The organism is Hyunsoonleella jejuensis, from assembly GCF_900111025.1.
In the GTDB taxonomy this organism is placed as follows: Bacteria; Bacteroidota; Bacteroidia; order Flavobacteriales; family Flavobacteriaceae; genus Jejuia; species Jejuia jejuensis.
Map to the genome: position 1 here is coordinate 303452 of NZ_FOFN01000001.1, position 15815 is coordinate 319266.

General features: G+C 38.7%; 5 protein-coding genes. 3 read left to right on the forward strand and 2 right to left on the reverse strand.

Features of this window, described 5'->3' with window-relative positions; all coding sequences use genetic code 11:
• Positions 1–161: 161 nt before the first annotated feature.
• The gene (locus tag BMY39_RS01330) at positions 162–10427 is read left to right on the forward strand and encodes a DUF8202 domain-containing protein (protein WP_092574427.1); all 10266 of its coding nucleotides are present in this window, start codon (positions 162–164) and stop codon (positions 10425–10427) included.
• 45 nt (positions 10428–10472) lie between these two features.
• On the opposite strand, the gene polA is transcribed toward BMY39_RS01330, so the two are convergent.
• Positions 10473–13322, reverse strand: a complete 2850-nt coding sequence (gene polA, locus BMY39_RS01335) for a DNA polymerase I (protein ID WP_092574429.1) — start codon at positions 13320–13322, stop codon at positions 10473–10475.
• Positions 13323–13490: 168 nt separating this feature from the next.
• On the opposite strand from polA, the gene BMY39_RS01340 reads away from it, so the two are divergent.
• Positions 13491–14720: a metallophosphoesterase gene (locus tag BMY39_RS01340; protein ID WP_092577506.1), complete on the forward strand. Its 1230-nt coding sequence runs from the start codon at positions 13491–13493 to the stop codon at positions 14718–14720.
• Positions 14721–14866: 146 nt separating this feature from the next.
• Positions 14867–15163 (forward strand): thioredoxin family protein, encoded by a 297-nt coding sequence (locus tag BMY39_RS01345; RefSeq protein WP_092574431.1) that lies wholly within the window; start codon positions 14867–14869, stop codon positions 15161–15163.
• Here the strand turns inward: BMY39_RS01345 and BMY39_RS01350 are convergent.
• Complete coding sequence (locus tag BMY39_RS01350) at positions 15160–15813, reverse strand: polysaccharide deacetylase family protein (RefSeq protein ID WP_092574433.1); 654 nt, start codon at positions 15811–15813, stop codon at positions 15160–15162. The two genes, BMY39_RS01345 and BMY39_RS01350, sit on opposite strands and share 4 nt — an antisense overlap.
• Between the last annotated feature and the right edge of the window lie 2 nt (positions 15814–15815).

Genomic DNA, 15815 nt, shown 5'->3' on the forward strand with positions numbered 1-15815 from the left:
ATAAAATCCAGTTAATTTTTCTTAAATTGCTATTTCCTTTAAAGGGATATTAAACAGGAAACTACGAAACTGTAATTCTTAACTAGATAAAGTTATACATTCTGAATTATTCTAAATTTCCTTAAATTTACAAAAAACGCTATAATCATATTTTCTTATTGATGAAATTTATACCCTCTATCTTTCGTTTTTGTGCAACTGTTATTTTAAAAAACAGATTTACCGCACTAGTCTTTCTGAGTTCTTTTGCATTACTAAATGCCCAAAACCTGGTTCATAATTTTGAATTCAATGGAAATTTAAATGATACAAAGGCTACTGGCATCACTCTTGCCACGTTTAATATAGCCAGTTCTAGTTATGGCACTAATCCCAATCGGTTTAATTGGTCCCAACCTGCAAGTCCGGGAGGTGGTTTGGTTTTGGAGACCGACCAACTGACTAATCCCGGAAGTTATTCTGTAGGCTTTAGAATTTCATTTAATGAAACAGGACCAGGTTATAAAAAAATATTGTCGTTTTTAGGGCAATCAAGTGATAATGGTTTTTACTATTTTAATAATGGCTTGGTGCTTTATCCTTTTACGGGGAATCAAAATGTCGCATATCAACCGAACACAATTTACGATTTTGTTCTTACAAGAAATGCAGCCGACAAAAAAATTATTGTGTTTGTTGTAGAAGCTAACGGCACAGTAAATAAAGTTTATGAGGAAACAGATAGTTCAGATTCATCCATCCCCCAAGCATTAAACGGCAAACGTGAGTTTCGTTTTTTCATGAATGATAATGCCGCTACCGAACACACAACAGGCGGCTCGGTCTATGGGATTCGTATGTGGGATCGTCCTTTAACGCAATCTCAAGTAGGTGCTGCTTTATCTTCTGTAACAACGGGAGATGCTACAAACGTTACCGTTACAAGTGCTTTACTCACGGGTGAAGTTAACCCTCAGGGTTCAGCTTCTTCATTTGAATTTGAGTATGGCACAGATACCAATTATGGGCAAACCATTACATCTGTACCTTCTACAAGCTCCGCCAGTAGTGCAGTTAGTGTGCAAGCGCAACTAAACAACTTAAAAGCAGAAACTACTTATCATTACCGATTAAAATCTTCTAACCCTGCAGGTGATGCTTTTGGTTCCGATAAAACATTTACAACGAACGCTGTTGGTGGTGTGCCAGGAATAAAACTTTGGTTAAAAGGTGATTCTGGGGTATTGAATGGATCTTCCTCAGCATCAGATGGTCAGGCAGTTAATAGCTGGGTTGATCAATCTGGCGTGAGAACAAACGATGCCACAGATGCACAACTAGCCCCACCTACTTATAAATCTACTGGTACCGATATTATCAACTTTAACCCAGTAGTTGATTTTGATGGAACAGATGACGGTCTCGATTTCGGGAATGATTATATTTTTGCCGAAGCCGCAGATGGTGGTATGACGTGGTTTACGGTTTCCATGCCAGATGATAATTTAAATAAGCAAGATCCTTTTATTTTTGATTTTGGGCTGTATTCTAATAGTGGTTATGGTCTTGTTTATGGAAACAATACATATGGTATTTATTCTGCACCAGGCAGTGGTGGTGCACAAGATATTAGGAAATCCCATACTAAAGGTACATCCGCTGCCCTAAATAGATTTACGATAGATTTTGGGACAAATCATGCGCTTTACTTCAATGGAGCCACTTCAGCTGTTGTGACCGCTAATATAACTTTGCCTAAACTTACAGCAGCAGAAATCCAAGAGAGTTCCAATCACACAACAGGCTCAGGACCTTTCACCATTGGTCAACAAAGTAAAACAGACCAAGCTTCCGCTCGAATTCAAGATGGAAGTATTGCCGAAATCTTAGGGTATAAAGGTGTTTTATCCAGTAACGATTACAAAAAAATAGAATCTTACTTAGCCATAAAATATGGAATCTCCTTGGGCGATAATAAAGAAGCTGTTTCTTACGTATCCTCATCAGGAGCACCTATTTGGGAGGCTAACACCACTTATAAATATGACATTTTTGGTATTGGTAAAGATGATGCATTTTTTCTAAACCAGACCCAAAGTAACAGTATGAATACTGGTAGCGGCGATGGCACTGGTCAAACAGGTAAAGGTAATATCATAATTAGCAATCCGGCTCTTTTAGATGATGGTGATTTTTTAATTATAGGAAATGATGGTGGAGCTTTGAATGAGCAATTGAACGATTTGCCGGCAGGTTTGTCAGTGTATCGGTTAGGAAGGGAATGGAAAGTGAAGCGTACTGGAGATCCAGGTTCTGTAGATTTGGAATTTGATTTTAATGGTTTGATTACTTCAGGAGGAACCACTGATGTTAACAATTACCTTCTCTTGATCGATGGAGATGGAGATGGAGATTTTAGCACAGGAACAGTCCAGCAAATTGTCCCAAATGCATTTGGTAGCTCCAAACTAATTTTTAATGGGATAAATCTACCAGATGGTGCAGTATTCACTTTTGCCACAGGCAAAGCTACTGGTCCTGGTGTTGTAGGTGCGAATCTTTGGCTTAAAGCCGATGATGGTGCATCAAACAGTGGAAACAACCTGACTGGGTGGACCGACCAAACCGGGATCAACACTTTTACACTAAATGGCACTCCAGCCTTTGCGACAGACCAAATTAATTTCAATCCAACAGTAAATTTTGATAACGCTGAAGCTTCCACTGCCTTGCCTGGAGATTATTTGGCAGGTGATGAACAAATCACTTTTATTGAAGGTTTTGCAGTTTATCTTAAATCAGATGCAACTTCAGGTGCGCTCATTGGTGGGGCAAATCCAGCATCCATATATGGAAAGCAGATTTTTGGTGGGTTTAGTGGTAATGAGGCTTATTTTGCGGAAGGCAATGCGTTCCATCAGGTCAATGATGGCAGATTAGCGGCAAACCAGCCAGCAGCTATAGTAAATTATAGCATTAAGGCATCTAATACCTATTTTTCTATAAACGGTGAAAGTCTAACACCCGCAAACGTGCCTCTTTCTTCAATTAGTCTTACACCATGGATTGGAGGTACCAATAATATTGGAGGTGCCCAACCCCAATCTGGTTGGCGTCACTTTAGAGGCCAGGTGGCTGAAATGGTATTATACCCCGATGAAGTTACACCCACAGATCGACTAAAGATTCAATCTTACTTCGCCATAAAATACGGAATAACCCTCGATCCTTCTCTGACGAATTATGTGGACTCAGACGGAAATGTAGTCTGGAATGATACTAATTATTGGAATGATGTATTTGGAATTGGTCGGGACGATGCCAGCAGTTTAAATCAAACCCAATCGAATAGTATCAATACTGGAAGTGGAGACGGTACAGGTAAGTCAGGAGCCGGTAATATTAGCTTTTTTACCCCTTCATCAATGGATGATGGGGATTTTCTGATGATCGGTCACGATAATGGCGGGCTTACAGAGCAGGCGACAGATTTGCCAGCCGGATTGGACTTTTTCAGACTGGGAAGAGAATGGAAAGTGAAGCGTACGAATGACGTAGGAACGATAAGTCTTTCTTTTGATCTGGAGGGGATCGCAGTAAGCGGAAATGAGGCCTCAGATTTTCGCCTAATTATCGATACGGATGGAGATGGTGATTTTTCTAATAGTACAACAGTCATTACACCAGATTTTTTGCTAAACGATGTTATCGCCTTCACCAATGTAACCCTTCCTGATGGAGCTGTTATCGCCTTCGCCACTGGACAACAGATTGGCCCAGGAGTTCTTGGTGCCAATCTTTGGCTTAAGGGTGATGCCGGCTTAAGCCCTGCTACCGGTACACTAACGGGCTGGATCGATCAAACTGGAAACAATTCATTTACTGTGAATGGTGGTTTTATTGGGATTGTTCCTCTTGGTTTTAATTTTAACCCATCGGTGCGCTTTAATGGAATAAATGATTACTTGCAAGGTGATAACTCGATTAAATTTCAGACTGTTTATGCAGTCTACAAAATAGACGATAGTAATTCCGGCACTGTAATCGGGATTGATCCAGCTGTAGAATTATTCAGTGGAGCCATGTTGACAGGTTCCGACTTGCTAACCACCAGCGATGTTACCGGCAATGCATCAGTCTTTATTTCCACAGGTCAACTGGGTACAGAGAAAGCCAGAATAGCCATTACCCAAATAAACCCTGGAGGGGATCTTAGTAGCCAATATACCTCTATCGATGGGAAAGTTTTTGCCACTCAGGGAATAACAGGGTCTACTTTCCAACCCTTTAACGGTATCCCGATTGTCGGTAGCACTCTTGCTGTAGGTGGTCCTTCTTATTTTGATGGAGAGCTTGCGGAACTGATCATGTATCCGGTAGAACATAGTGACTCAGAAAGGGCAAGTATACAATCTTATCTTGCTATTAAATATGGTATCACTCTAGACCCATCTGTAGGGAGCTATGTCAATTCATCTGGAGCCACAATTTGGAATGATGCCACATATTGGAATGATGTATTTGGAATAGGGAAAGATGATGCTAGTAGCTTAAATCAAACCCAATCCAATAGTATCAATACAGGTAGCGGTCCTGGGACCGGCCAAAGCGGAGAAGCAAATATTTTGGTTTCGAACCCATCTAGTCTGGATGACGGGGATTTTTTGATGACAGGTAATGATGGTGGAGCATTGAATGAGCAATTGAATGATTTACCGGCAGATTTGTCAGTGTATCGGTTAGGGAGGGAATGGAAAGTGAAACGTACTGGGGATCCAGGAACTGTAGATTTAGAATTTGATTTCAATGGTTTGATTACTTCAGGAGGAACCACTGATGTTAATAATTACCTACTTTTGATCGATGTAGATGGGGACGGAGATTTTACCACAGGAACAATCCAGCAAATTATCCCAAATGCATTTGGCAGCTCCAAACTAATTTTTAATGGGGTAAATCTAACGGATGGGGCGGTATTTACTTTTGCTACAGGCAAAGCTATTGGTCCTGGTGTCGCAGGTGCGAATCTATGGTTGAAATCTACAAACCCTGCTTTAAATAATCAAAACGACTTATCAGCTTGGGAAGACGTAACTGGAACCAACACTTTTACTATCAATGGAGATCCAAAAAATAGGGTAAAGAAAGTAAACTTTAATCCGGTTTTAGAACTAGATGGAGCGGGGGATTATTTAGAGGGAAATTCTCCAATTACTTTTCAAACCTTATATGCAGTTGTTAAGAAAAATATTGATCAGAATACTGATCCGCTTATTTCTGTAAATTCTCCTTTTACAGGGTTTATGATGTCAGGAGTCAGAATGCTCACATCATCAAGCGAGTCTGGTCAGGCAAATTCTTTCAGATCAACAGGCAATTTAGGCACACAAAAGGTAAGGATTGGAACACTTGAAATTATACCCAATAATTCTTTGACAAATCAAAAGTCTTTTATTGATGGGAAGTCTTTTCCGACAGCAGCGGTAACAGGCACAACCATCAACCCATTTCAGGGAATACCTTTTATAGGAAGTAGTCAAGAGGCAGTGCCTAGATATTTTAATGGTCAAATTGCTGAATTGATCATGTATCCTGCAAGCCATACTGATGACGAGCGAAATAAAATCCAGTCTTATTTAGCTCTTAAATATGGCATCAGTTTAGATCCTTCTGTTGGAAATTATGTCAATTCATCTGGAACCACAATTTGGGATGATACTGCCTTTTGGAACGATGTATTTGGTATAGGTAAAGATGATGGTTCAAGCTTAAACCAAGTCGAATCAAATAGTATTAATACGGGTGATGGAGTCGGTCAGAGCCAACCAAACAAACTAAATTTGACGATCAGAAATCCATCTTCCTTAGATGATGGAGATTATTTGCTATTAGGACATAATAATGATGCTGTAGCAGAACAAAATACGGATTTACCTGCGAATTTACCTCTGGCAAGAAGGTTAAGTAGAGAATGGAGAGTAAAACGAACCGGGGATGTAGGTACGGTTACCTTAGCGATCGATTTTTTTAGTTTTTCGTTGCTAGGTGCTGCTGCTGAAGATTTCAAATTATTGGTAGATACCGATGGCGATGGAGATTTTACCACAGGTAGTCCAATAGTAGTGGATGCTACCTCTTATAGTTCTTTCTTAAAAATCTTAACTTTTCAAGGGCTCAATTTACCAGATAATGCAGTTTTTACCCTGATCACCGGATTCCTAAAACCTGGAGGAGTACCAGGAGGAAAAATGTGGCTATGGACAGAGTCTGGAATTACATCTTCAGGTTCAGATATCAATACCTGGACTGATCAAATCTCAAAAAATTCTTTTTCAGCATCTGGTAACCCTCAATTGATCCAGAATGGAATTAATTTTAATAATACAGTTGATTTTAATGGGACCTCAAATTATTTCATTGGTACTGACCCGGTACTTTTCCAAACCTTATATGCTGTTGTAAAACGAGATGTAGCCGATGATGAAGGTACTATCATTTCGGTTTCTACACCTGATAATAGCGCTTCAGGAAATACTGGTTATATGATGAAAGGGCAGTCCATGTGGACTGGAAACAATCTGATTAACCCCAACTCATTATTTGCAGGTTCGTCTGGGAGTTTAGGAGCAGATAAAGCCAGAATTGGCGTATATGAGGTGGTTGCGGGACAGCCTGCAACGGCACAAAAATCCTTTATTGATGGCCTATTTTTCCCTACTGTTCAAATAAGTGGTTCGGGTACTACTATGGAGACATATAGTGATATCCCTTATGTAGGAAGAAGCCAAAGGACAGGAGAGGAGAGTTATTTCGATGGCCAAATTGCAGAACTACTTATGTATGAGCAACCTCATACAGATACTGAAAGAATAAAAGTTCAAACTTACTTGGCATTAAAATTTGGAATCACATTAGACCAATCAGTTTCCAATTATCTATCGTCTGCAGGTACAATAATTTGGTCTGATCCAACTAATTTTTATTGGAATGACATTTTTGGAATTGGAAGAGACGACGTCAGTGGTTTGAACCAAGAAAAATCAAATAGCATCAATACTGGTAGCGGAGATGGAACAGGACAAACTGGAGCGGGTAATTTGGTGATTTCAAATCCTTCCAATCTTGATAATAATGAATTTTTAATTATTGGTCATGATAATGCAGTTTTATCAGAAACGACTGATAGGCTTCCAGCGTCTCTGGCTGGGTTAAGGCGCTTGGGAAGACAATGGTTTGCCGAACATACAGGAGATGTTGGTACGCTAGATTTGAGTTTTGACTTAAATGGATTAACAGTTTCAGGGACAGAACCTACTCAATTTAGGCTTTTGATTGATGGCGATGGTGATGGAGATTTGACTACAGGACAACCAATTTTGATAGAGCCAAATAATTTGACCTCGAATATTATATCCTTCATCGGAATTTCTTTCCCTGCAAATGAAAAAAGATCTTTTGCACTAATAACGGAAGTTCCTACTCCTGGAGGTGTTGCTAATGAAAGTTTATGGCTTGAAGCCAATGCTGGAGTAAGTCAAACTGGTGGTGTAATTACCTCATGGGCAGATCAGACTGCTATAAACTTCTTTACAGTGGTTGGTACTGGTCCAACTTTCAATTCCAATGCGATCAATTTTAATCCATCAGTTTCTTTCTCAAATACTGACAACCCAGAAGACATCCCATCCTCCAATATAACTGGAAATACTGCGATTCCTTCAGTTTCTGGATTTGCTGTGATGCGGAGCAATACAAATACTTCGACCCTTTTGGGCAGTAATTTGGCCGGAAATGATTATGGTCCAGCATTTTTTGGATATCGTGGCGATGATAATTTAAGTGCTGGCACAGGAACCACTGGAGAAATTAAATATTTTGCCAATTCTGAAAGAGATAATTTTTCTATAGTTCATTTTGATATTGGTTCAAGCCCTGGAAATTATACCTTAAATGGTTTTGAAGGTTCTCTTATCCAAAGCGGGGGTGACTTTCTCAGCATGCCACTCGTCCCTATGATTGGTGGGACAATTAACGGAGCAGGGACAAATAGTGTAGGTTGGGCTCCATTTAATGGAGATGTTGCGGAAATCATCGTTTATCCGACCTCTCTAACTTCTGGAGACAGAATAGAGGTTGAATCTTATTTAGCGGTTAAATATGGAATTACCTTAGATCTCTCAGCAGTAAATTACGTAGACTCTAATAGTAACCCTATTTGGAATGATGTAACCTATTGGAACGATGTGTTTGGAATTGGTCGTGATGACGCAAGTGGTTTATTACAAACTGTATCTAATAGCATTAATACGGGTTCTGGAGATGGAACAGGTCAATCTGGTCTTGGTAATATTGTTATTCTTAATAAAGAAAAATTAGACGATGGCGATTATCTCATGATTGGCAATGATAGCGCTGTTCTTTCTGAAACCGAGCTAGGACTGCCTTCGGCCTATAGTTGCTATTCAAGGATTGTACGTGAATGGAAGGTACAACATACAGGCGATGTGGGAACTATAGATTTATCTTTTGACATTTCTGGTTTGAGCTTAAGTGGATCCGTATTAGCCGATTTTAAACTTTTAATAGATACAGATGGCAATAGTGATTTTACTGATGGCCTTATAACTGAGGTAAACGCCACGGGGCTTAATGGTAGTTTAGTTGAATTTGAAGATGTGACACTTTCAGACCAGGTGGTCTTCACCTTTATAACAGGTCCTGAGAACACTGCACCGACAGCAATATGTCAACCTTTTACAGTACAACTTGATGCCTCTGGTAGCGCTACTATTACAGCTGCAGATATTGATGATGGTTCTACAGATAATTGTGGTATTGCTTCTTTAAGTCTTGATGTTACAGATTTCGATTGTTCTAATGTTGGAGCCAATAGTGTAACTTTAACCGTTACGGATGATAACGGTAATACTGCAACCTGTAGTGCTGTAGTCACCGTAGAAGATAATATAGATCCAATAGCATTGTGTAAAGACATTACTGTACAACTTGATGCCTCTGGTAATGCTACAATTACAGCCGCCGATATTGATAATGGTTCTTCCGATAATTGTGGAAATATTTCCTTTGGCTTATCTCAAACTTCTTTTGATTGTGACAGTGCGTTGTTAAGTCCATTAACAGTTACGCTTACCGTACTAGATGATAATGGAAATAGCTCTCAATGTGACGCTCAGGTAACCATTGAAGATAATATAAACCCAACTATAGCAACCCTAGGCCCAATAAATGTAGATGCCGATGCTGGCAGCTGTACTTATGATGCAACTCAACTACCGCCACCACTTAATGACGATAATTGTGGCGTGGCCAGTGTTGTAGCCTCACCTGCTAGTTTGGTATTGGGTGCTAATACCGTAACATGGACCGTGACAGATGATAGTGGCAATACCGAAAGTTCAGTTCAAACGGTTACAGTTGTAGATAATGAAGACCCGACCATTGCAACGTTGGGTGTTATAAATGTAGATGCCGATGCTGGAGTTTGTACCTATGATGCATCTCAACTACCGCCTCCAAATACCAACGATAATTGTGGTGTGGCCAGTGTTGTAGCCTCTCCTGCTAGTTTGGTATTGGGTGCTAATACCGTAACATGGACCGTGACAGATGATAGTGGCAATACCGAAAGTTCAGTTCAAACGGTTACAGTTGTAGATAATGAAGACCCGACCATTGCAACATTGGGCGCTATAAATGTAGATGCCGATGCTGGAGTTTGTACCTATGATGCATCTCAATTACCACCTCCAAATACAAACGATAATTGTGGCGTGGCCAGTGTTGTAGCCTCTCCTGCTAGTTTGGTATTGGGTGCTAATACAGTAACATGGACCGTGACAGATGATAGTGGCAATACCGAAAGTTCAGTTCAAACCGTTACGGTTGTAGATAATGAAGATCCATCTATTTCATGTCCAACTGACCAAAACGTAGATATTGGGTCACAAACAGAATACACAGTGCCCGATTATTTTTCAACTAATGTAGTGATAGCGTCTGACAACTGTGCTAGCCCTGTAACCAATACAACTCAGAACCCAGTAGCAGGTACCACTTTACCACCTGGTACACATACTATTAGTTTTACAGCAGAGGATGCTAATGGCAATATGAGTAGCTGTTTATTTACACTCACCATCACCAGTACGTTAAGCGCAAATACACCTGAATTTAGCTTAAGTACACTTACAGTATTCCCTAACCCTACTAATGGAGAGTTTACACTTAATAACCCAAATAACTTAGATCTCCAAAAAGCTGTGCTATATGATTTAAGAGGAAGAAAGATATTAGAAAAAGACTTGAAGAATATGGGCTATAAATATAAATTTAATCTTGTAGGATTAGAAGAGGCGCTTTACTTCATGATTATAACTTCTGAAGTCGGCACGAAAGAATTTAGACTCATCGTAGAGGGGAACAATTAAAACAAAAAGGCGAGTCTTAAGAATCGCCTTTTAATTTTAGCATATTTAGTGCGCTTCCAACCAATTGTCGCCAACATCTAAATCTACATCCAATGGCACTTCAAGTTTGTAAGCAGTTTCCATTTCGGTCTTCACCAAAGTTTTAATAGGTTCTAATTCTGGTTTATACACATCAAACACCAATTCATCATGTACTTGTAATAACATTTTGGTTTTAAACTTGCCTTCATTTAGCTTGTTGTAGATATTAATCATGGCAATTTTAATGATGTCGGCTGCACTTCCTTGTATAGGTGCATTCACTGCGTTACGCTCTGCAGCGCCTCTAACCACCGCATTGCGGGAATTGATATCTTTTAAATAGCGACGACGCCCTAAAACAGTTTGCACATAACCGTTATCGCGCGCAAAATCGACCTGCTCGTGTATAAAACTTCTCAATTTCGGGTAAGTGGCATAATAGGTATCTATTAATTCTTTAGATTCTGCTCTAGATAAGTTGGTTTGATTGCTTAACCCGAATGCAGATACACCGTAGATAATCCCAAAGTTAACGGTTTTAGCGTTACTACGTTGTTCCCTTGTTACCTCATTAATTGGTACATTAAACACTTTTGAAGCGGTAGACGCATGAATATCCTCTCCATTTTTAAAAGCTTCAATCATGGTTTCTTCTTTACTTAATGCAGCGATGATGCGCAGTTCTATTTGGGAATAATCTGCAGCTAGCAATGTATAATCGTCGTTTCTTGGAATAAAGGCTTTGCGTACTTGTCGCCCACGTTCTGTTCTTATGGGGATATTCTGTAAATTAGGGTTATTACTACTTAAACGTCCTGTTGCAGCAACGGTTTGCATATAATCTGTATGGACACGACCTGTAGCGGGTTCAACTTGGTTTGGTAAGGCATCAACATAAGTGCTTTTTAATTTTGATAATCCTCTAAACTCTAGTATATTTTGAATAATCTCATGGTCTTTTGCTAAATAGCTCAATACATCCTCGGCTGTAGAATATTGCCCTGATTTTGTTTTTTTAGGCTTATCTACCAATTTTAGTTTTTCAAATAAAATAACACCCAGTTGCTTTGGTGAGGCAATATTGAACTCCTCCCCAGCAGCTTCGTAAATTTTCTGCTCCAAAGCCTTGATGTCTTTATCTAATTTCTCTGATAAACTATTTAAAAATTCTTTATCCAGGTTTATCCCTTCTAATTCCATCGCCGCCAAAACACGTAGCAACGGAATTTCTATATCATCAAATAATTCTTGGGTATTGGCCTCACCTAATTCATTTTTAAAATGTTCCTTGAGTTGTAAGGTTATATCAGCGTCCTCAACAGCATATTCGGTTTGCTTGTCTAAAGCCACTTCTCTCATCGAGAGTTGATTTTTTCCTTTTTTCCCAATTAAAGTTTCAATAGAAATTGGGGTATAATTTAAATATGTTTCTGCGAGCACATCCATATTATGGCGCATATCTGGATTGATAAGGTAATGTGCCAACATAGTATCGAACAATTTACCTTTTACGGCAACATTGTACTTCGCCAAAACTTTGATGTCGTATTTTAAGTTCTGACCCACTTTTTCGATAGTTTCACTCTCAAAAAACGGACGTAACTGTTCTATTAGGTCTTGCGCCTCTTCTTTATTTTCTGGAAATGGCAAATAAAAGCCTTTACCAACTTCCCAAGAAAAGGCAATACCTACCAATTCCGCCGTTAACGGGTTTAAGCCTGTGGTCTCAGTATCGAAGCATACCGAAGTTTGATTTAAGAGGTTTTTAATGAACAATTTTGTAGCCATACCAGAAGCTACACTTTGATAAAAATGCGATGTGGTTTCGGCTGTTTTCCTAGTGAACTCATTAACCGTTTCGGCTTCGTTAGAAGGGTCTGCCCCGAATAAAGAAAACTGTCCTGCACCAGCAGATTTTGTTTCTTTCGCTGTTGGCTTATGCTCTGGTTTAGGTTTTGAATTCTCTTCCGTACTGGCTGTGGTTGAAGTATCCGTTGCAAATGTTTTTAAGAAGTTTTCAGTTAAGCGCCTAAACTCTAAATCTTGAAAAATTTCCTTTACTTTTTCTATGTCTGGATGATCCAGTTCAAAGTCTTTCGCATTAAATTCAACCGGAACATCAAGCATTATGGTTGCCAATTTTTTTGAAAGCAACCCCAATTCGCCATTAGCCTCAACTTTTTCCTTCATTTTTCCCTTTAGCTGATCGGTATTTGCTAACAAGCCCTCCATACTTCCAAATTGGGCAATGAACTTTTTAGCAGTTTTTTCACCAACACCAGGAAGTCCAGGGATATTATCACTACTATCACCCATCATACCTAAGAAGTCAATTACTTGCAATGGATCTTCCACTTCAAATTTTTTCTGAACTTCAGGAATCCCCCAGGTTTCGTAACCTCCGCCAAAAACTGGACGATACATAAATACATTTTCTGTTACCAATTGCGCAAAATCCTTGTCAGGTGTTACCATATAAGTTTTATAACCCTCTTTTTCTGCTTGACGGGATAGCGTTCCAATAACATCATCTGCTTCGTAACCTTCCTTCACCATAATAGGAATGTGCATTGCTTTTAAAATATCGCAAATGTATGGTATAGCTGTTTTAATACCTTCGGGCGTTTCATCTCTATTAGCTTTGTATTCTTCATACATTTCTACCCTATCGGAGCTACCGCCTTTATCAAAACAAACCGCCAAATGGTCGGGACGCTCACGTTTTATAACGTCTAAAAGCGAATTCATAAACCCCATAATTGCTGAGGTATCTTCACCTTTAGAGTTAATTCTTGGGTTTTTTATAAAAGCGTAATATCCACGAAAAATAAGTGCGTAGGCATCTACTAGAAAAAGACGTTTTTGGTCTGACATTTTGATAGTTTTGATAGAAACTCAAAGCTACAAAAAGTTAATTGGATATTGTAAGGTTACGAATTGCCTTTTATAGATTGAAGATGATTTCTTAACTATACGTTAAAATATACAGTGCTATTAAAGAGCTAGTTTAGAATAGCTTTATCTTTGATGAAAAAGAAAACTATGTTGCGCTGGATTATTTTTATCCTATTCTACCTTTTCATTAGTTTTTATGGCTTTCAGGCTATAAAAACTGTGACCAAAAGTGCTTGGGTTCATTATATTTTTATTGCTCTGGCTCTTATTATAGCCGGAAATTTCATTATTCAATTTACAGTTTACTCAGAGGGTCGCGTTTTAAACCCTGCTAAAAGCTACGCTTTTGGCTTCCTATTAGCTTTTATTTCGCTAGGTCTCATAATTATACCTATTCTGTTAGGTGAAGATGTTATTCGTTTTATTTACGGTGTTTACGAAAAACTAGTAACAAAAAACGATAGCTTTTATTTGCCCTCTCGCAGAAAGTTTATCAGCCAAATAGCTTTAGGTATAGCAGCAGTTCCGTTTGCTTCAATTCTATATGGTATGTATAGAGGTAAATACCGATTTAGAGTTTTGAACTACACATTGCATTTTGAGGATTTACCAGAGGCTTTTGATGGCTACAGAATTACACAAATAAGCGATATACATTCTGGAAGTTTTGACAATAAGGAAAAGATTGAATATGGTGTAAACCTTATAAATGAACAAAAATCGGATATGATATTGTTTACTGGCGATATGGTGAATAACAAATCATCTGAAATGGAGCCTTGGAAACAATTATTTGGAAAATTAAGTGCACAGGATGGTGTTTACTCAGTTTTAGGCAATCACGATTATGGCGATTATGTGAGATGGGAAACACCTGAAGCTAAAGCGCAAAATTTGCAAGACTTAGTTGATATACAAAAAGAAATGGGCTACGATTTGCTAAGGAATGAAAGTAGGTTTATTGAAAAAAACGGAGCGCGTATTGCGCTTATAGGGGTTGAAAATTGGGGCGCAGGTGGTTTTAAAAAAGCTGGAGATTTAAAAAAAGCAGTAAAACATATTGATAAGAATGATTTTAAGATTTTAATGAGTCACGACCCTTCACACTGGGAAAAAGAGGTAATTAATGACGACTACCATTATCACCTAACACTTAGTGGGCATACTCATGGCATGCAATTTGGAATTGAAATTCCTGGTTGGATAAAATGGAGTCCGGCAAAATGGCGTTATAAATATTGGGCAGGCATTTACCAAGAGTTAGGCCAATACATTAATGTGAACAGAGGATTTGGATATTTAGGTTACCCTGGTCGTGTAGGGATTTGGCCAGAGATAACCGTAATAGAGCTTAAAAAAGGTGCACCTAGTGCGTAATTGCGTGGAAATGTTATATTTACTATAATAAAATTCCTTATTTTTATAAGAGCGTTAGATTGAACCTAGTAAAATGATAGATGTTCAAGAACTATTTAAAATTTATGTAGGTTTGTGTAAGATGCTTGAACTAAAACATTAAGAGTATGTCAAAATTTGGGGAACTAATTGATGTCGATGTTCCGGTTCTGTTTGATTTCTATGCAGAATGGAACGAGCAATCTACTGCAATGCATCCTATACTGCGTGATGTAGCTGCTGCCCTTGGTGATAAAGCTAAAGTGATTAAAATTGATGTTGAAAAAAATCAAGAGCTAGCTGATGCGCTTCGTGTAAAAGGCTTACCAACATTAATTATCTACAAAGATGGCGAAATGAAATGGCGCCAAAGCGGAGAACAAGACGCTAGTACTTTGATTGGAATTGTACAAGAGTACATTTAAACATCTAAAGATTTAAAACAATACCCTTGCTGGTTGAAATGCTCCAAGACTTTGGGTAGTGCATATTGCATATTCTTTGATGCCTTAACACTATCGTGAAATACAATAATGCTGCCGCTCTTTGCTTTTGAAATGACTTTGGTAAAGCATTCGTCTTTCGTAACAGTATTATCCCAATCAAAAGATAACACATCCCACATTATAATGTTGAAGCCTAAAGCTATTAAACGTTTACCTTGCTTGGGCGTAATTTTACCGTAAGGCGGACGAAATAAATTCTGAATTCTGAATTCCGAATTCTGAATATTTGATTCAAATACCTTTTGAGCTATCCCAACATTTTTTAAATAGGTTTCAGTTGGGGTTTTCCAACCTTTCATATGGTCTTGAGTGTGGTTGCCAACAGCGTGCCCATTTTTTAAAATATTTTTAAAAATACCAGGATGCTTTTCAACGTTAGATCCTATACAAAAAAAGGTGGCTTTTGCATCGTACTGTTTTAAAACATCTAAGGTCCATGCCGTGATTTCAGGTGTAGGACCATCATCAAACGTTAAGTAAATCTCCTTTTCGGTGGTCTCTATATCCCAAGTATAATCTGGGAATAGCGATTTTACGACTCTAGGTGTTTTTACAGGAGTTATAGGCATAA

Bases quoted from the DNA above. Each gene is read 5' to 3' on its own strand.
- BMY39_RS01330 (WP_092574427.1), top strand. From the start codon at position 162: ATGAAATTTATACCCTCTATCTTTCGTTTTTGTGCAACTGTTATTTTA.
- polA (WP_092574429.1), bottom strand. From the start codon at position 13,322: ATGTCAGACCAAAAACGTCTTTTTCTAGTAGATGCCTACGCACTTATT.
- BMY39_RS01340 (WP_092577506.1), top strand. From the start codon at position 13,491: ATGTTGCGCTGGATTATTTTTATCCTATTCTACCTTTTCATTAGTTTT.
- BMY39_RS01345 (WP_092574431.1), top strand. From the start codon at position 14,867: ATGTCAAAATTTGGGGAACTAATTGATGTCGATGTTCCGGTTCTGTTT.
- BMY39_RS01350 (WP_092574433.1), bottom strand. From the start codon at position 15,813: ATGCCTATAACTCCTGTAAAAACACCTAGAGTCGTAAAATCGCTATTC.